The 18,185-nt window shown below is 73.3% G+C and carries 17 protein-coding genes; 11 read left to right on the top strand and 6 right to left on the bottom strand.

The genetic code is table 11. The features are described 5' to 3' along the window. The first annotated feature begins 103 nt into the window (after positions 1–103). The 3 genes from K8Z49_RS03105 to K8Z49_RS03095 are packed head-to-tail and all read left to right on the top strand — an operon-like array spanning position 104 to position 2,501. The gene (locus tag K8Z49_RS03105) at positions 104–760 is read left to right on the top strand and encodes a response regulator transcription factor (RefSeq protein ID WP_021597348.1); all 657 of its coding nucleotides are present in this window, start codon (positions 104–106) and stop codon (positions 758–760) included. Then, positions 757–1,989, top strand: a complete 1,233-nt coding sequence (locus K8Z49_RS03100; protein ID WP_412517561.1) for a sensor histidine kinase — start codon at positions 757–759, stop codon at positions 1,987–1,989. The genes K8Z49_RS03105 and K8Z49_RS03100 overlap by 4 nt, the downstream gene beginning before the upstream one ends. Further along, complete coding sequence (locus tag K8Z49_RS03095) at positions 1,986–2,501, top strand: mycothiol transferase (RefSeq protein ID WP_412517560.1); 516 nt, start codon at positions 1,986–1,988, stop codon at positions 2,499–2,501. Before K8Z49_RS03100 ends, K8Z49_RS03095 begins: the two co-directional genes overlap by 4 nt. Here the strand turns inward: K8Z49_RS03095 and K8Z49_RS03090 are convergent. From K8Z49_RS03090 to K8Z49_RS03070, 5 genes are all read right to left on the bottom strand, one after another. Beyond that, positions 2,488–3,792 carry a glycosyltransferase family 4 protein gene (locus K8Z49_RS03090; protein WP_412517559.1) on the bottom strand — a complete coding sequence of 435 codons (1,305 nt, stop codon included), beginning with the start codon at positions 3,790–3,792 and terminating at the stop codon, positions 2,488–2,490. The genes K8Z49_RS03095 and K8Z49_RS03090 overlap by 14 nt on opposite strands. 61 nt (positions 3,793–3,853) lie before the next feature. Then, entirely contained in the window at positions 3,854–5,047 is a 1,194-nt protein-coding gene (locus K8Z49_RS03085; RefSeq protein WP_021597344.1) for a L,D-transpeptidase, read from the bottom strand. Positions 5,048–5,252: 205 nt separating this feature from the next. Next, positions 5,253–6,389, bottom strand: coding sequence for a L,D-transpeptidase (locus K8Z49_RS03080; protein WP_235206376.1), 1,137 nt, complete (start codon positions 6,387–6,389; stop codon positions 5,253–5,255). A 159-nt stretch (positions 6,390–6,548) separates the two neighbouring features. Then, positions 6,549–7,328, bottom strand: a complete 780-nt coding sequence (locus K8Z49_RS03075; protein WP_235206377.1) for a VC0807 family protein — start codon at positions 7,326–7,328, stop codon at positions 6,549–6,551. A gap of 202 nt (positions 7,329–7,530) precedes the next feature. Then, complete coding sequence (locus K8Z49_RS03070; protein ID WP_021597341.1) at positions 7,531–8,457, bottom strand: LysR family transcriptional regulator; 927 nt, start codon at positions 8,455–8,457, stop codon at positions 7,531–7,533. Between the two features lie 144 nt (positions 8,458–8,601). Here K8Z49_RS03070 and K8Z49_RS03065 point away from each other — a divergent pair, with 144 nt between their 5' ends. The 3 genes from K8Z49_RS03065 (at position 8,602) to K8Z49_RS03055 (ending at position 11,584) form a co-directional block, all read left to right on the top strand. Continuing rightward, complete coding sequence (locus K8Z49_RS03065) at positions 8,602–9,939, top strand: pyridoxal phosphate-dependent aminotransferase (protein WP_412517558.1); 1,338 nt, start codon at positions 8,602–8,604, stop codon at positions 9,937–9,939. A 296-nt stretch (positions 9,940–10,235) separates the two neighbouring features. Further along, positions 10,236–10,808, top strand: a complete 573-nt coding sequence (locus K8Z49_RS03060) for a hypothetical protein (RefSeq protein WP_024934936.1) — start codon at positions 10,236–10,238, stop codon at positions 10,806–10,808. Positions 10,809–11,026: 218 nt separating this feature from the next. Further along, positions 11,027–11,584 (top strand): CGNR zinc finger domain-containing protein, encoded by a 558-nt coding sequence (locus tag K8Z49_RS03055; RefSeq protein ID WP_021600258.1) that lies wholly within the window; start codon positions 11,027–11,029, stop codon positions 11,582–11,584. 27 nt (positions 11,585–11,611) lie between these two features. Here K8Z49_RS03055 and folP read toward each other — a convergent pair whose 3' ends face one another. Next, on the bottom strand, positions 11,612–12,457 hold the full coding sequence (folP, locus tag K8Z49_RS03050) for a dihydropteroate synthase (protein ID WP_033331140.1): 846 nt from the start codon (positions 12,455–12,457) through the stop codon (positions 11,612–11,614). A 178-nt stretch (positions 12,458–12,635) separates the two neighbouring features. Here folP and K8Z49_RS03045 point away from each other — a divergent pair, with 178 nt between their 5' ends. The 5 genes from K8Z49_RS03045 to K8Z49_RS03025 all read left to right on the top strand — a co-directional run bounded on the left by K8Z49_RS03045 (position 12,636) and on the right by K8Z49_RS03025 (position 18,139). Then, complete coding sequence (locus tag K8Z49_RS03045) at positions 12,636–13,670, top strand: GDP-mannose 4,6-dehydratase (protein WP_024934938.1); 1,035 nt, start codon at positions 12,636–12,638, stop codon at positions 13,668–13,670. Positions 13,671–13,702: 32 nt separating this feature from the next. Beyond that, positions 13,703–13,966, top strand: coding sequence for a ubiquitin carboxyl-terminal hydrolase 14 (locus K8Z49_RS03040; protein WP_024934939.1), 264 nt, complete (start codon positions 13,703–13,705; stop codon positions 13,964–13,966). Continuing rightward, positions 13,966–15,534 carry an MFS transporter gene (locus K8Z49_RS03035; RefSeq protein ID WP_412517557.1) on the top strand — a complete coding sequence of 523 codons (1,569 nt, stop codon included), beginning with the start codon at positions 13,966–13,968 and terminating at the stop codon, positions 15,532–15,534. Before K8Z49_RS03040 ends, K8Z49_RS03035 begins: the two co-directional genes overlap by 1 nt. Before the next feature lie 82 nt (positions 15,535–15,616). Continuing rightward, positions 15,617–16,495, top strand: coding sequence for a LysR family transcriptional regulator (locus K8Z49_RS03030; RefSeq protein ID WP_021599871.1), 879 nt, complete (start codon positions 15,617–15,619; stop codon positions 16,493–16,495). Between the two features lie 51 nt (positions 16,496–16,546). Next, positions 16,547–18,139, top strand: coding sequence for a Na+/H+ antiporter (locus K8Z49_RS03025; protein ID WP_021599872.1), 1,593 nt, complete (start codon positions 16,547–16,549; stop codon positions 18,137–18,139). Positions 18,140–18,185 lie beyond the last annotated feature (46 nt).

Raw genomic sequence — 18,185 nt, 5'->3', positions numbered from 1 at the left:
CCCGGCGTAACCGGATCGCGTTATGCCCGCGTTACGCCCCCTCCCCGAAGCTGGGTCGGCAGGACGCGCCGGGCGGCGCGCCGCGGAGACGAGGACGGGACGCGTGCGGATACTGGTCGCCGAGGACGAGCGGATGCTCGCCGATTCGATCGCCGAGGGGCTGCGGGCCGAGGCCCTGGCCGTGGACGTGGTCTACGACGGGGACGCCGCGCTCGAACGGCTCGCGGTGCACGACTACGACGTGCTCGTCCTCGACCGCGACCTGCCGGTCGTGCACGGCGACGAGGTGTGCCGCTCGGTCGTGGGGTCGGGCGGGCTCGTCCGGGTGCTGATGCTCACCGCCTCGGTCACGGTCCCGGCCCGGGTCGACGGGCTGCGGATCGGCGCGGACGACTACCTGACCAAGCCGTTCGCGTTCGAGGAGCTGGTCGCGCGGATCCAGGCCCTCGGCCGGCGGGCCCGCCCGGCTGCGCCGCCGGCGCTGGAGCGCGCCGGGATCAGGCTCGACCCGGCCCGCCGGGAGGTGTTCCGCGACGGCCGGTACGTGCACCTGGCGCGCAAGGAGTTCGGGCTGCTCGCCGAGCTGCTGCGCGCCGACGGGACGATCGTGTCCGCCGAGCGGCTGCTGGAGAAGGTGTGGGACGAGCACACCGACCCGTTCACCAACACCGTCCGGGTGACGCTGATGAAGCTGCGCCGCAAGCTCGGCGATCCCCCGGTCATCGAGACCGTCCCGGGAGTGGGGTACCGGATTCCATGACGACGTTCACCGACCGGCTGCGGCCGACCATCCGGATGCGGCTGACGCTGCTCTACACCGGCCTCTTCGTCTGTGCCGGCATCGTGCTCCTGGGCCTGACCTACCTGCTCGTCCAGAACAATCTGCAGCCGGCCGGCGACGCCAAGCCGCTGAACAGCGCTTTCAAGGCCGTGGGGCCCGCGGGCGCGGCCGCCCCGGCGCCCGACGACACCGTCATGGTCACCGCCGCGAAGGTCGAGGGGGTCCTGGTCAAGGGCCGCGAGGACTACGAGCGGGAGACGCTCAACGCCCTGCTCACCCCGGGCGGCGTCGCGCTCGGGCTGGTCGCCGCGGCGGGGCTCGGCTTCGGCTGGCTGCTCGCCGACCGGGCGCTGCGCCCCGTCCACGCGATCACCGACACGGCGCGGCGGGTGGCGCGCAGCCACGACCTCACCGAGCGGATCGCCTACGAGGGGCCGCGCGACGACGTCAAGGAGCTGGCCGACACCTTCGACACGATGCTCGGCCGGCTGGCGCGGGCGTTCGACGGGCAGCGCCGGTTCGTCGCGAACGCCTCGCACGAGCTGCGCACCCCGCTCGCGATCAACCGGACGCTGGTCGACGTGGCGGTGCGCCGCCCGGACGCGACCGACGACGTCAAGCGGCTGGGCGAGTCGCTCCTGGTCGTCAACGGGCGGCACGAGCGGCTCATCGACGGGCTGCTCACCCTCGCCGGCACCGAGAACGTCGTGATGGACACCGGGCCGCTGGACCTGGCCGACGTGGCGGGGCACGTCCTCCAGCAGGCCGCCGCGGAGGCCAGGGCCCGCGACGTGACCGTCGACCGGCGGCTCGGCCCGGCCCCCACGGCGGGCGACCCGGTGCTCGTCGAGCGGCTCGTGCAGAACCTCGTCGAGAACGCGGTCCGGCACAACCACGAGGGCGGCGAGGTCCACGTCGCCACCCGGGGACGGGACGGGTGGGCCGAGGTCGTCGTCACCAACACCGGCCCGGCCGTCCCCGCCTACGAGGTGGAGACGATCTTCGAGCCGTTCCGCCGGCTCGGCAACGACCGGGTCCGCTCCGACCGCGGCTCCGGGCTCGGCCTGTCGATCGTGCGCGCCACCGCGACCGCCCACGGCGGCACGGTGACCGCGGCGCCGCGCGAGGGCGGCGGCCTCGTGGTGACCGCCCGCCTGCCGAGCCGGGTGCGCGAGCCGGTGGCGATCAAGGTAGCGTCGGGGCAATGACCAGTGCACAACTGCTCACCGACGCGTTCGACCGGATCCAGCAGGTCGTCCACGGGGCGGCCCGGGGCCTCACCGCGGACCAGCTCGCCCACCGGCCCGCCGGCGGCGCCAACTCGATCGCGTGGCTGGTGTGGCATCTCACTCGTATCCAGGACGATCACGTCGCCGACGCCGACGCCGCCGGCACCGCGCAGGTGTGGACCGGCGGCGGCTGGGCCGACCGGTTCGGCCTGCCGCTCGGCACGTCCGACACCGGATACGGGCACACTCCGGACGAGGTCGCCGCGGTCCGGGTCGAGTCGGCCGACCTGCTGACGGGCTACCACGACGCCGTCCACGACAGGACCGTCGAGTACGTGGCCGCGCTGACCGACGGCGACCTGGAGCGGATCGTCGACCGGTCGTGGGACCCGCCGGTCACGCTGGCCGTGCGGCTGATCAGCGTGATCTCCGACGACCTCCAGCACGCGGGCCAGGCGGCCTACGTCCGGGGGCTGCTCAGCGCCGGCTGACCGCGGGCCGCCGGCGGCCGCCGTCCCGGCAGGACGCGGAGATGAGCGTGGACCACCGGGGGCCGATGCGGTCCAGGTGGTGGGCGCGCGCGGACCGCAGCGCCTCCTCGCCCAGCCGGTCCCGCAGGCCGGGGTCCTCGATCAGCGTGCGGAGGGCCGCCGCGAAGGCGTCCACGTCGCCCGGCGGAACCAGCAGCCCGTCGCGGCCCGGGGTGATCAGTTCGCCGGGGCCGAACGGGCAGTCGAACGACACCACCGGCAGGCCCATCCCCATGGCCTCGATGACCACCATCGGCATGCCCTCCCGGCGGGACGACAGCGCATAGACGGAGGCCCGCTCCATCTCGCCGTGCAGGTCGCGGGTACGGGGGAGCAGCTCGACCCGGCCGGTGAGGCCGAGCTCCCCGATCAGGGCGAGCAGCTTGTCCCGCCGGGGGCCTCCGCCGAAAACGCGCAGCGTCCAGTCCGGGTGGTCGGTGGCGACCGGCGCGAAGGCGCGGATGAGCAGGTCGAAGCCCTTGGTGTGCACGAGCCGCCCGGCGGCCAGGACGACCTTGTGCTCGCGCCGGGACGGGCGGGACGGCAGGCGCGGGGCGGCGTTCGGGATCTGCACCACCCGCACGCCGGAGCCGGCGAGGGCGGCCCGGTAGCCGGCGCCGGCGGCCTCCGTGAGCGTGGTGACGACGGTGAGGCGCCGGTAGCGGCGGAGGATCTCCCGGCGCAGCCAGGGCTGGTAGGACTCCAGGCTCATGTGGTCCTGCCCGATCGTCACGGCGCCGCGCGGGCAGAGCTCGGCGACCAGCAGGTTGAGGGACGGCCGGGTCGGCATGAGGACGTCGGCGGGGCTGCCGTACACGGCGCGCAGCAGGCACAGGTCCGACCAGAGGTTCATCAGGCGGAACGACGCCTCGTCCACCGGCGTCAGGACGCTCGGGAGCCGGGAGAGCAGGCGCGCCGCCCTGCCCTTGGGGGCGAACCCGTCGTCCGCGTAGGTCACCCTCACCCCGGCGGGGATGGGGAAGAACGGCTTCCTGCTCCGCTTCAGGACGCTGACGATCTCGACGTCGTGGTCGCGGGCCAGGTGCCCGGACAGGTTCAGCACCGTGCGGATCGTCCCGCCCGTGCCGTGCGCGTTCTGCAGGAGGATCCGGACGCGGAGCCGCTCACCGCGCGGCGGGACGGGCCGCAGCCGCAGCGGGCGCAGCGCCCAGAGCGCCGAACGGCGCAGGACACGGTGTGCCCTGCGCCGGACGCGGCGCTTCAGTCGCAGCGGTCGCGCTGACTTCTCCACCGGACCCTCCGGTCGCAGACGGCCTTTGTCCGGCTCGTACCCGCGACGGGTCCGGTCATCGTCACCCGGTGGTCACGGTTCGGTCGAGCGCCCCGCCCTTGACCCAGCGGCTCCACGACATCTGGTAGTAGCTCCAGCCGTTCAGCGGGTCCAGCTTCCGCTTGCTGCCGGTGATGATCACCGGGTCGCCGCGGTAGGACCAGCTGTAGTACCAGCGGGCGTCCTTGGGCGGCGAGTTGACGCAGCCGTGGCTGACGTTCTGCCGGCCCTGCGCCCAGACGGTGGCGGCCATGGAGTGGATGTACTCGCCGCTGTTGGAGATCCGCACCGCGTGCGGGATGACCTCGCGGTAGCCGCCGTTCTTCTTGTCCTTCGGATCGACGCCCATCCACTCCGACGTCATGATCGCCGGATTCTCCTTGCCCATGGTCAGGTGGATGCCGCTGGTGGTGAGGTAGGTGTCGACGCCGTTGACGACGCGGCCGCCCTTGCCCGCGCTGATCGGCCAGCTGCGGACCTTCTTGCCGTTCTTGGTGACGACCGCCTTCTTCTTCTTGGTGCTGATGTTGACCATGTGGGCGTCGCCGATGCGGAAGCCGCGGGTGAAGTCCGACACGCCGTAGGTCCTCTTGCCCGACTTGACACCGGACAGCTTCGCCGTGAGCGTCACCTTCTGGTTGGGCGCCCACCAGGTGCCGTTCTTGGTGCGGAAGATCACCGTGGTGTCGTTCATCCAGTACCACGCGCCGGTGGCGGGCTTGGCCGACTTGACCTCCAGCGCCTTCTCGACGGCCTTCTTGTCGCCGACGGCGCGGTTGAAGGTCACCTGGATCGGCATGCCGATGCCGACCTTCTCGTTCTTGCTCGGGGTGACGTCCACGATGTCCAGCTCGTTCGCCGCCTTCAGCGTGGCGAACGAGGCGTTGACCGTGGTCGACTTGCCCTTGGGGCTCTTGGCGACGGCGGTGACCTGGTACTTGGTGCCGGGGCGCAGCGTGCGCGACTTCCAGCTGGTCTTGTCGGCGGCCATCGCGCCGTCCACCGGCTTGCCCCTCAGGGTGACGGTCACCTGCTCGAGCGTGCCGCCCGCGGCGGTGACGACGACGCCGTCCTCGGGCTTGGCCTTGGTGTTGCCGTTGCCCGGGTTGATCGTCACCTGCGGGGCATTGGCGTCGCCCTTCTCCCCGACCGTGACGCCGGAGTCCTTCTCTCCCCCACTGCAGGCCGTCGTCAAGAGCAGCACGGCCCCTGCCATGCCCGCGCCTGCGCGAACCCCTGCGGAAACCCTCCGCTGCACCACAACCTCCAGAAACCCCGCCGTCTATCACAAAGACATTAGCGACAAAAGTCGACGATCATGCCACGACCCGGGGTTTTGGCGGGCGTCCGAGATCAAAGCGTTGCATGAGCGCGGATCGCCGGCCCCCCGGGCCGTGGCCGAACGCGGTTCGGGACGCGGTTCAGCGGAGCGCGCTGCCCTCCTGCCACTTGCCGAAGGAGAGCTGCCAGAAGCCCCAGCCGTTGTCGTGCTCGACCTCGCGGTCCGTGCCGGTCAGCTTGATGACGTCGCCGCGCTGCATGATGTCGTAGTACCACTTGGCGTTGGCCGGGCTGACGTTCAGGCAGCCGTGGCTGACGTTCGCGGAGCCCTGCGAGCCGACGGACCACGGCGCCGAGTGCACGTACTCGCCGCTGTTGGAGAAGCGGACCGCGTAGTTGACGACCTGCTTGTAGTACCCGGGGTCGCCCTCCTTGCGGCCCGGCGACGTCATCGTGACCGGGTTGCCCTTCTCCATCAGCAGGTGGACGCCGCTGGTGGTGGTGTACTCCCGCGTCTGGCCGTTGCCGGCGCTGAACGGGACCGTCCGCAGCTTCTTGCCGTCCCGGGTGACGGTCATGTGGTGGCCGCCGATGTCGCCGGTGGTGATCTGGGCGGCGCCGATGGTGAGGGTCGCCTTCGCGTCCTTGGCCCCGTAGACGCCGCCGCCCGCGTTCACCCCCGCGAGGTTCGCCTGGAAGCGGACCGTCTGGTGGGGCTGCCAGTACGTCTTCGTCCGGTAGATCACCTGGTCGTTGCCGACCCACCGCCACGCGCCCTCGACCGGCTTGTCCGGCGTGACGCGCAGCGCCCGCTCCACGGCGGCCCTGTCGGTCACCGGGCGGTCGAACCGGACGATGATCGGCATGCCGACGCCGACCTTCTCCCCCGTGACGTTCGGGGTGATGTCCGAGATCGACAGCGTCTGCGACGGCTTCAGCGTCGTGAACGAGCTGGTGACCGTCCGGGACTTCCCGCCATCGGTCTGCGCGGTGACGGTGTAGGACGTGCCGGGCGTCATGGTGCGGGTGGACCGCCACGTCTTGCGGCCGTCGCCGAACTTGCCGGTGACGGTGGCGCCCTGCCCCTGGACGGTGACGGTGCGCAGCTTGGTCCCGGAGGCCTTCACCTCGATCGTCCCGTCCGGCTTGACCTGGGCGGTCCCGTTGGCCGGCGTGATCGTCACCGCCGTGTCGGACCCGCCCGAGGCGAGCTTGCCGGCGCTCCCGATCGAGCAGCCGGTCACCAGCAGCACCACCGCGCCGGTGCCACCGGTCACCACAAGCCCCAAACGACCCTTGCTTGCCACGAACTCCCCCAAACCCCGTGAATTCACCCTGTGTCCGGTGAAATCTGTCTGTGTAGGGAGACGCTCCGAACCGGCCGCGGGTTCGGAGCGAGACGGGAATCGCTGTGCGGGCGGGGCGGGCGGGACCGGTCAGGCGGCGGAGCCGGTGCCGGACGCGCGCGCGGGCTCGCGGTTCACGTGGCGGACGACGCGCTTGAAGCCCCAGACCGACACCGCGATGCCGATCGCGCCCAGCCCGGCGACGATGCCGGTGCGGATCCACAGGTACATGCTGATCGACTGGTTGAACAGCATCCAGAGGCTGATGCCCACGTTGGCGAGCAGCACCGCCGACCACAGCAGCGAGATGCGCAGGAAGAACTGGTGGACCCTGGCGTGCTTGTAGAACGCGTCAGGGATCGGCGCCATGTCCTTGGCGAGCTTCATCGCGAGCGGTTTCCCGAGCGGCACCGAGGCGAGGAAGGCCATGCTCACGGCGAGCGTGCCGAGCGTCGGCTGGAGGAAGTAGACGACCGCGCTGTGGGTCGCGGCGGCCAAGATCGCGCGGACCGTCACACCGACCGCGGCCAGCATCAGCATCCCCGACACCGGGTGCCCGCGGACGTACCGGTAGATGATCCCGCCGTACACCCAGGCGACGGCGGCCACGAGCGCGCCGTTCAGCCCGAGGAGGGTGAGCGCGGCGTAGAACACCGCGACGGGCGCGATGACCCCCTCGACGAACCGCGGGAGCGCGTGCATCAGCAGCGCGGTCACCCGCGGCAGCTCGAACACGTGGTGGCCACCCGCGTGGCCGTCCTGCGGCAGCTCCGCCCGAACCGCCCCTGGCGGTTCGGCGGTCATGGTCGCCGGTCGTTCCATCGAGCGCTGCGCTCCCCGATCGGTGTGCATGGACTCGGATGTGCTCACGATTCGCACCACCGTACGTGATGATCCGCACGTGGCCGTCCGTTTTCGAACGATCCGTAGCGCGCGGCTTGTTCCCTCCTTAGTTCGGGCCCGGCGTCCGTTTGGTTCGGAACCGGGGCCGCATCGCCGCGGATGCGGGCCGGAATCGGCCATGCCCGAGGACTCCGCCTTCAAGCCTCCGCCGACCTCGGAAAACCGCTGGTCAGTCCTCGGGCGGGGCCGGCTGGACGGCCTGGGCGGCGGCGTAGATGGCGCGCAGGGTGACCGCGACCGACGGCCTCCGCACGCTCGCGGACCGGGTCACCGCGTACACCTCGCGGGCGAGCGTGCACTCGGGGATGCGCCGCACCGCCACGTCCTGGTCGCCGGCGGCCAGCGCGAGCGCCGGCACGGCGGTGATGCCGATCCCCCGCGCCACAAGGCTCAGGATCGTGTGCAGCCCCTCGAACTCCCAGGGGACGGGACGGGCCCCGCCGACGGCGTCCAGCAGCCGCTCGACGGCCTGCCGGGACGGTTCCCCGGGCGGGGCCGCCATCCACGGCTCCTCCCGGAGCTGCTGCAGGTCGACGGCCCGGTCCGGACGCGACATGGGGTGCGTGCCCGGGACGACGAGGACGAGCGGGTCGCGCCGGAGGTGGAAGAACTCCAGCGCGGCGGGCGACTGCTCGGGGACCTTTCCCGTCCAGTCGTCGATGAGCGCGATGTCGACCTCGCCGTTCTGTACCTGGCGGATCCCGGCGCCGGGCGCGGTCTGGCGCAGCACGAACGTGAGATCGGGATGGTCGCCGAGGCTGTGCGCCAGCGCGGGCGCGAACGCGACGGCGGCGGTCGGGAACGCCGTGACCACGACCCGGCCCATGGGGGCGTCGGCCTGGGCCGACAGCTCCGCCTCGGCCGTCTCCACGAGGTTGAGGATCTCCTCGGCGCGGTCGGCGAGGCGCCGTCCGGCATCGGTCAGCTCCGCGCTGCGGGCGGTCCGGTCCAGCAGCGGGACGCGGGCCTCCCGTTCGAGCGCGGCCAGCTGCTGGGAGACCGCCGAGGCCGTGTAGCCGAGGGCGGCGGCGGTCGCCGCGATGCTCCCGCGGCGGGCGAATTCGGCGAGAAGCCGCAGGCGGCGAAGCTCTAGCATCAGCCCATCTTACGGTCACCATCGATGAGACTCGCTTGTGATGATGCTAAATGCGGGCAAGCATGAAGCGAACCCGGCCGGGTCGCAGCACACGGGGATTTCCACGGTCACCCACCGTCTATCACGCATGCCTTGGAGTAGTTCATGCCTGCCCAGAACCATCCCGCGGCCCTCCGTCCGGTGTCGTTCGCCCCTCGCCCGGTCCCGCTGTCGGCGACGCTCGCGGTCAACGAGGCCATGGCCCGCAAGCGGAGACGCGGTGAACGCGTGCTCCCCCTCGGTTTCGGGGAGGCCGGGATCCCCCTGCACCCCGCGCTGACCCGCGAGCTCGGCGCGGCCGCGGGCCGCGGCGGCTACGGGCCGGTGGCCGGCTCGCCCGCGCTGCGAGCCGCCGCGGCCGGGTACTGGGCGCGCCGCGGGCTGCCCACCGACCCGTCCATGGTGGTCGCCGGCCCGGGGAGCAAGCCGCTGCTGTTCGCCCTGCTGACCGCTCTGGGCGGTGATGTGGTGGTCGCCGCGCCGAGCTGGGTGAGCTACGCGGCGCAGACGTCCCTGGCGGGGGCGGAGCCGATCCGCGTGGCCACCCCGCCGGGCGAGGGCGGCGTGCCGAGCCCCGCGCTGCTGGCCGACGCCGTGGTGCGGGCGCGGGCTCGGGGTCGCGACGTGCGGGCCGTGGTGGTGACGCTGCCCGACAACCCGACGGGGACGCTCGCGTCCGAGGCGACCGTCCGGCGGTTGTGCGCGGTCGCGCGCGAGCAGGACCTGGTCGTGATCTCCGACGAGATCTACCGCGACCTGGTGCACTCCCCCGGGCGGACGGTGCCGTCCCCCGCCCTGTACGCGCCGGAGCGCACCGTGGTGACGACCGCGCTGAGCAAGAATCTGGCGGCCGGCGGCTGGCGGATCGGGGTGGCGCGGCTGCCGGACGGGCCGTTCGGCGCCGCGCTGCGCGGCAGCCTGCTCGGGGTGGCGAGCGAGATCTGGTCCAGCGCCCCGGCGCCGATGCAGCACGCCGCCGCGTACGCGTTCGCCGAGCCGCCCGAGCTGGTCGAGCACGTCGACCGCAGCCGGCGGCTGCACGCCGCGATCACCGGCGCGGTCGCCGACCGGTTCGCCGCCGCGGGCGCGCGGGTCACGCGTCCGGAAGCGGCCTTCTACCTCTACCCCGACTTCGGGCCGATGCGGGAGGCCCTGGAGGCCAACCACGGCGTCCGGACGGCCGCCGACCTCACGCACCTGCTGCTGGAACGCTACGGGGTCGGCGTCCTGCCGGGCAGCTCGTTCGGGGACGCCCCGTCCGCGCTGCGCATGCGGGTGGCGCCGAGCCTGCTCTACGGGGAGGACGACGAGCAGCGCCTCGCGGCCCTCGCGGCGCCCGCCCCGGCGTCCCTGCCGTGGATCTCCGACGCGCTCGACCGGCTCGGCGAGGTGCTCGCCGACCTGCCGGCCTCCGTCACCGTGGGTGAGCCCGCGCTCGCCTAGGGCGGTCCCCGCCGCGGGCCGTCCAGCGCTCCGGGACGGCCCGCGGACGCCTGCCCGCGTGAGGCTCCGCGCGCGGATGGTGACGGCGCCCGCCCCGGCCGGGAACGGCCGCCGAGAAGATCGGCGCCCGCCCCGACCGGGGCGTATAAGCGTGGTGTAAGGTCCAACGACGCACGGGGCGAACGTCGCTTATCGACCAGGGGCAGGCCAAAGGGCGTCCCGCCCGCACCGCCCGTGGTAAACCCAGGGCGAACGTGAGGCCGCGGAAGTGATGACAGAAGGCGAGGGGGCCCGCCATGAGGCATGCACGGGACGGGGCTGCCGCGGCGATGAACGCCGCCTCCAGAATCCTGGTCGCGCGGGGCAAGAACGAGCCCCAGGAGATGGAGAACCCCGACGTCGCCTGGGGGCAGCGGGCCCGTGACGGAGTGTGGGTGCCGACGCGGGACGGGCAGCGGATCCACTTCGGCATCGACGTGGCGGCCGCCGACACCGTCGCCCAGGTCCTGCGTCCCAGCCTGCGGGTGTTCGTCGGCGTGGACGTCGACACCGACATCGTCGCGCAGACGACGGCCGGCGGGGTGCGGCTCCTCACCGTCATCCACGGCCCCGACGCCCCCACCGAGTTCCGGTTCGCGGTCTCCCTCGCCGACGGGCTGACCCTGGAGTCGATGCCGTCCGGCGGCTACGACGTCGTCCACCTGCGGTACGGCGCGACGGTCGGGCGGCTCTACAACCCGTGGGCGAGCGACTCGATGTTCCGCCAGGTGAAGGCGGACTACACGCTGGAGGGCTCGGCGGTCACGATGCGGGTCCAGCACACCGACGCGTTCTACCCGGTCGTCGCCGACCCGCACTACGAGCGCTGAGGACCGGCTTCATCCAGGCCCCCACCACGCCGTTGGGCCCCGCGTCCGGAAGTGGACCGTTCCGGCCGACCAGGCTCTCCCCGCGCTCCGGCATAAATTGGCGGCGTGCCAGTAAAGGGAGGCGCTCCTCGTCATAAGGTGGGGTCCGCGGGCCGCGTGCCGGCCCCGGCGGCGCCGCCGGGAACACGACCGCCCGGCCCACGGAGACTGGAGTCGTTGTGATCTTCACTCATGACACCGAGCACGCGCTCGCCGTCGTCGTCGACCTGATCAACACCGGCGCGGCGGCGTCCGGCGCGGAGGGCCTCGGCGGGCTGCCGGGCCTGCGCGGGTTCGTGGAGCGCAACGCCTTCAGCGACGTCGGCGCGCTCACCGAGGCGGACCTGGCCCGGGTCCTCGACCTGCGCGCCCGGTTCCACGCGGTCTTCCGCGCGGAGGGCGTCCCGGCCGCGGTCCGGCTGATCAACGAGATCGTCGGCGAGGTCCGCGCCACGCCGCACCTGACCGACCACGACGGCTACGACTGGCACGTGCACTTCTTCGCGCCCGGCGCCCCGCTCGGCGAGCATCTGGCCGCGGACTGCGGGATGGCGCTGGCCTACGTGGTGGCCGCGGGCGAGCTGGACCGGCTGCGCACCTGCGAGGCGCCGGACTGCTCGCGGGTGCTGGTCGACCTGTCCCGCAACCGGTGCCGCCGCTACTGCGACAGCCGCACGTGCGGGAACCGCATGCACGTGGCCGCCTACCGGGCCCGCCGGCGCGAGGCCGCCCACTGAGCCCGCACTGAGCCCGCCCGCGTGGTGTCAGCGCGCGGCGCCGAGGCGGCCGACGGCGGCCAGGGCGGCCCGCGCGGCGGGGACGTCGTGGACGCGGAACACGCGGGCGCCGAGCACCGCGGAGACGCCGAGGACGGCCATGGTGCCGACGCCCCGCTTGTCGACGGGGCGCCCGAGGGTCTCGCCGATGAAGTCCTTGTTGGACACCGCGACCAGGACCGGCCAGCCGGTGGCGGTCAGCTCGCCGAGCCGCCGGGTGATCTCCAGCGAGTGGCGGGTGTTCTTGCCGAAGTCGTGCGCGGGGTCGATGAGGATCGCGTCCCGGCGGACGCCGAGGGCGGCGGCGCGCTCGGCCTCGGCCGTGACGTGCCCGACCACGTCCGCCACGACGTCGCCGTAGCCGATCCGGTGCGGGCGGGTGCGGGGCGCGAGGGCGCCGGCGTGCGCGCAGACGAGCCCGATCCCGTGCGCGGCGGCGACCTCGGCGAGCCGCGGGTCCGGTCCGCCCCAGGTGTCGTTCAGCAGGTCGGCGCCGGCCCGCGCCACCGCCTCGCCGACCTCCGCGCGCCAGGTGTCGACGCTGATCACCACGTCCGGGTGCCGTTCCCGGACCGCCGCGACGAGGTCGACGACCCGGCGCAGCTCCTCGGCGACGCCGACGTCCTCCCCGGGGCCGGCCTTGACCCCGCCGATGTCGACGATGTCGGCGCCGGCCGCGACGGCCCGGCCGGCGGCGGCGAGGGCCGCGTCGAAGCCGTAGGTGGCGCCGCGGTCGAAGAACGAGTCGGGCGTCCGGTTCACCACGGCCATGATCGCGTGCGGGCCGATCTCACGCCCGTTCAGCCGCAGCGGCGGCGCGTCCGGAGAGCTCATGATGGGTCTCACCGTGGCACACGCGCGGGCCGGCGAGCGAACCAGAAGGGAATTCGGTTCAAACGGCGCCCTCCCTCGTCATGGACATGTCCTGGTCGGTAACCTCATATTTCACGCTCGTTGCGGGTTCTGCCCGTGGTGGGCCCGCGTCGGACCTAATTCAGCCATGGAGGATCCGCTGTCCAGGCGAGCACTCATCACCGGCATCACCGGACAGGACGGCTCGTATCTGGCCGAGCATCTGCTCGGGCTGGGGTACGAGGTCTGGGGCCTGGTGCGGGGGCAGGCGAACCCCCATGTGTCGCGGCTGCGCAAGCACATCGGCGACGTGCAGATCACCACCGGCGACCTGCTGGACCAGGGCAGCCTGATCTCGGCGGTCGAGCGGGTCCGGCCCGACGAGGTCTACAACCTGGGCGCGATCTCCTACGTGCCGATGTCGTGGCAGCAGGCCGAGCTCACCGCCGAGGTCACCGGCATGGGCGTGCTGCGGATGCTGGAGGCGATCCGGGTGGTGTCGGGCATCAGCCCGTCCCGCACGCCCGGCAGCGAGCAGATCCGCTTCTACCAGGCGTCGTCCTCGGAGATGTTCGGGATGGTGCGGGAGACCCCGCAGAACGAGAAGACGCCGTTCCACCCGCGCAGCCCGTACGGGGTGGCGAAGAGCTACGGGCACTACATCACGCAGAACTACCGCGAGTCCTACGGGATGTTCGCGGTCAGCGGCATCCTGTTCAACCACGAGTCACCGCGCCGCGGCGCGGAGTTCGTGACGCGGAAGGTGTCGCTGGGCGCGGCGCGCATCAAGCTCGGCCTGGCCGCCGAGCTGCGGCTCGGCAACCTGGACGCGCGGCGCGACTGGGGCTACGCCGGCGACTACGCCCGCGCGATGCGGATGATGCTGGCGCAGGACTCCCCCGAGGACTACGTCATCGGAACGGGCCAGACGCAGTCGGTGCGCGAGCTGGTGGAGTTCGCGTTCCGCACGGCCGGCCTGAACTGGGAGGACCACGTCGTCCTGGACGCGAAGTACACGCGTCCGGCCGAGGTCGACCTGCTGTGCGCCGACCCGAAGAAGGCCCGCGAGCAGCTCGGCTGGGAGCCCGTGGTGTCGTTCGAGAGCCTGGTGACGATGATGGTCGAGTCGGACCTTCGGCTGCTGTCGGAGTCCGCCCGCCCGGAGGACGAGCCCTTCAGCCCCGATCATTGGTGATCCGGTTACCGGCGTCGTGGCACGATTCAGACATGGCCACTTGCGAGCACGTGCAGACCGTTCCGGTAGAGGATCCGTCCCCGAACACGCCGCAGGGCTGTGAGGAGTGCCTCGCCGAAGGGACGCGGTGGGTCCACCTGCGGCTCTGCCTGGGTTGCGGGCATGTGGGCTGCTGCGACTCCTCCCCCATGCGGCACGCCACCGCCCACTACCAGAAGGAGGGGCACCCGATCGTCCGGTCGTTCGAGCCGGGCGAGGACTGGCGCTGGTGCTTCGCCGACAACCTGATCGTCTGATGCCCGACGTCCGGCTGCGCAGCGGCCCCGGACGGTGGATCCTGCTGGCGACCGTGCTCGGGTCGAGCGTGGCGATGCTCGACGCGACGGTCGTCAACGTGGCGCTCCCGGCGCTCGGCCGGGACCTCGGCGCCGACGTCGCCGGACTCCAGTGGACGGTCAACGCCTACACGCTGACCCTCGCCGGCTTCATCCTGCTCGGCGGCTCCCTCGGCGACCGGTTCGGGCGGCGCCGCATCTTCCTGGTCGGCGTGGTCTGGTTCGCGGTCGCGTCGGTGCTGTGCGGCGTGGCGCCGAACATCGAGACGCTGATCCTGGCGCGGGCGCTGCAGGGCGTGGGCGGGGCCCTGCTCACCCCGGGCTCCCTGGCGATCATCCAGGCGTCGTTCGCGCCCGACGACCGTCCCCGCGCGGTCGGCGCCTGGTCGGGCCTCGGCGGCGTCGCGGGCGCGGTCGGCCCGTTCGCCGGCGGCTGGCTGGTCGAGGCGGCCGGCTGGCGGTGGGTGTTCCTGCTGAACGTCCCGCTCACCGCCGTCGTGGTGCTGGTCGCGGCCCGGCACGTCCCCGAGAGCTTCGACCCGCAGGCGCGCGGGCGCTTCGACATCCTCGGCGCGGTGCTGGCGGCGCTGGCGCTCGCCGGGACGACCTACGCGCTCACCGAGGCGCCGGGCGGGGGCGCGGCGGCGCCGGTCATCACCGCCGCCGCGCTCGCCGGGCTGGCGGCGGCCGTGGCGTTCGTGCTGGTCGAGCGGCTGCGGGGGCGGGGCCGGCACCTGCCGGGCGCGCGGACGGGACGCCCCGCGCCGCAGCCGATGCTGCCGCTGGACGTGTTCGCCTCGCGGCAGTTCTCCGCCGTCAACGTCGTCACGTTCATCATGTACGGCGGCATGGGCGTGCTGTTCTTCCTGTTCGTGCTCAACCTCCAGGTCGTCGGCGGGTTCTCGCCGATCGCGGCGGGGACGGCGCTGCTGCCCGTCACCGTGCTGATGCTGCTGCTGTCGGCGCGGGCGGGCGCGCTCGCGCAGAAGATCGGCCCGCGGCTCCCGATGACCGTGGGGCTGCTGGTGGCGGCGGGCGGGATGCTGCTGGTCGGCCGGATCGGGGAGGACTCCTCCTACGTCCGGGACGTCCTGCCCGCCGTGGTGGTGTTCGGGCTGGGGCTGTCCGCGGTGGTCGCGCCGCTCACCGCGACCGTGCTCGCCACCGCCGACGCCCGGCACGCGGGCGTGGCCAGCGGCGTCAACAACGCGGTGGCGCGGGCGGCCGGGCTGCTGGCGGTGGCGGCGATCCCGCCGCTGACCGGGCTGACGGGCGACGCCCTGAACGATCCCGGCGAGTTCGCGCAGGGGTTCCGGCTCGCGATGATGACGTGCGCCGCGCTCCTGGCCGCCGGGGCCGTGCTGACCTTCCTCACCGTGGGCGACGACGCGCTGCGCACGCCGTCCGGGGAGGCCGTCGAGCCGGAGTGCAGGCGCCACTGCGGCGTCGGCGCCCCGCAGCTGCAGCCCGAGCGGGAGAACGTCCCGGCGGCGCCGTCTGCGGGCCCGGCACCGGACGCCAAGGCCTGATCGGCCGTCCCGGCGCGGCCACACCCGGTCCGAATCCGGCTATGTCCAGGACCGCAGCGGTTCGTTGGCATACGGTCGGTGCATGAATCTGCGGCAGCTGCGCTATGTCGTGGCGACCGCCGACCACGGCACGATGACGTCGGCGGCCCAGGCCCTCTACGTGGCTCAGCCCGCGCTGTCGCGGGCCGTCCGCGAGCTGGAGCGCGAGCTCGGCGTCGAGCTGTTCGCGCGGTCGGGCCGCGGCGTCGCGCTGACCCCGGTCGGCGAGCAGGTCGTCCGGCAGGCCCGCGTCGCGCTGGACGCCGTCGACGCGATCGAGGGCCTCTCGGTCGCCCGCGCCGACGGGCGGGGCGCGGAGCTGCGCATCGCCGTCACCGCGTCCCTGGAGCCGGAGCTGACGGGCCGGCTCATCCCGCGCTTCGCCCGGGACCAGCCGGCCGTCCGGGTCCGGGTGATCCGCTGCGCGGACCGCGACCAGGTCGCGGCGGCGCTGCGGGTGGGCCGCGCCGAGCTGGCGCTCACGGACCTGCCCGTCCCCGGCGACATGACCGCGCACCCGTTCGAGCAGCGGGAGGTGGTGTTGATCTCGCCGCCCGCGCTGAAGGTCCGCGAACCGGTGCCGCCGGCCGCGCTGGACGGGATGCGGCTGGTGCTGCCCGCCCGCGGCAGCGCCCCGCGCGCCGAGATCGACACGATGCTGCGGCGGATCGGCGCGCGGCCGGTCCCGGCGGTGGAGTCCGACGAGCGCGGCGCGTGGCTCGGCTGGGTGCGGGCCGGGATGGGCTCGCTGCTCTGGTACCGCAACCAGATCGACGACACCGAGGGCGTGACCGTCCGGTCGTTCATGCCGCCCCTCACCCGCATGATCGGCCTCGTCCACGCGCACCGCCGGCTGCCGCCCGCGGCCCGCGACTTCCTGACGTTCGCCAAGGAGACGCCCCGCGACCACCACGCCCGCTGACCCGCCGCCTCGCCGGTGCCGGGTTCCGCCGGCCATGCCATGATTCGGCGGGTGGAGACGACGCACGCGCTGTGGCTGCTGGCCGTCCCGGTCGGCGCCCTCATGGTGGCCGCGGGGGCGCGCCGCATCGGACTGTCGGCGCCGCTGGTCCTGGTGATCGCGGGACTGGGCTTCTCGTTCGTCCCGGGCGTACCGGACTTCGAGCTCGACCCGGAGTTCGTGCTCTACGTGGTCCTGCCGCCGCTGCTGTTCTCCGCGGCGTGGAAGAGCTCGTTCACCAACCTGCGCGAGAACGCGTGGTCGATCGGGCTGCTGTCGATCGGGCTGGTGCTGTTCACGACGTTCGCCGTCGGGTACGCGGCGTCCCTCCTCGTCCCCGGGCTGCCGCTGGCGGCGGCGTGCGTGCTCGGCGCGATCGTGGCGCCGCCCGACGCGGTGGCGGCGGTGAGCGTCGCGCAGCGCCTCGGCCTGCCCCGCCGGACGGTGACGGTGCTGGTCGGCGAGAGCCTGTTCAACGACGCGACGGCGCTCACCGCGTTCCGGGTCGCGCTGATCGCGGCGACCGGCGCCGGGTTCACGCTGGTGGACGGCGTCTGGCGGTTCCTGTTCGCCGCCGTCGCCGGCGCCGCCGTGGGCCTGCTGCTCGGGCCGCCGCTGCACTGGCTGCGGACCAGGCTGGACGACCCGCTCGTGGAGAACGGCGTCGTGCTCGTCGCGCCGTTCGCGGCCTACCTCATCGCCGAGAGCGTGCACGCCTCCGGGGTGATCGCGGTGGTGGTCAGCGGGCTGTACCTCGGCAACCGGGAGACCGAGTCCGGGGCGGTGACCCGGCTGATCGGGCATTCGTTCTGGAAGGTGCTGGTCTTCGTCCTGGAGTCGGTGGTCTTCCTGCTGATCGGGCTCCAGCTGCCGCCGGTGGTCGGCGGGCTGTCGGGGTGGAGCTGGCAGGAGCTGGCCTGGTGGGCGATCGCGGTCTTCGCCGTCACGGTCGCCGCCCGGTTCGCGTGGGTGTTCCCGGCGTCCCAGCTCTCCCGGCTGCTGTCGCGGCGGGAGCGGGCCCGCGGGAACGTCGGCTGGCGCGGCATGGTGGTGGTGTCGTGGGCGGGGATGCGCGGGGTGGTGTCGCTCGCCGCGGCGTTCGCGATCCCGTTCGCCGCGGACGGCCGCCCGTTCCCGGGCCGCGACCTGATCCTCTTCCTGACGTTCACGACCGTTCTCGGGACGCTGCTGGTGCAGGGCCTGACGTTCCCGGCGCTCATCCGCGCGCTCGGCATCGGCGGCGACGGCGAGCGCTACAGCGACACGGTGGCGGAGGCCGGCGCGCAGCACGCCGCCGCGCAGGCCGCGCTCGAACGGCTGGAGGAGCTGAACGCCGCGGAGAGGCTGGACGACTCGGTGGTGGAGCGGCTGCGCCAGCTCACCGAGCAGCGGCAGCTGCGGGCCTGGGAGAGGCTCGGCGGCGGGACGGGCCCGGAGGGCGAGGAGGTGCCGACCGCGACGTACCGGCGGCTGCGCAGGGAGATGCTGGACGCCGAGCGCCGGGTGTTCGTCCGGATGCGGGACGAGCGGCGCATCGACGACGAGGTGCTCACCCGTGTCATGCACGAGCTGGACCTGGAGGAGGTCGCCCTCAACCGCGACTAGCGCGACTAGCGGGACGTGCGGTGGCCCCGGCCACGGTGCGCCGTGG

The organism is Actinomadura madurae, from assembly GCF_047130825.1.
Lineage (GTDB): Bacteria > Actinomycetota > Actinomycetes > Streptosporangiales > Streptosporangiaceae > Spirillospora > Spirillospora madurae.
The sequence above is the reverse complement of the archived record's forward strand: the minus strand, read 5'-3'. Positions and strand labels throughout refer to the sequence as shown.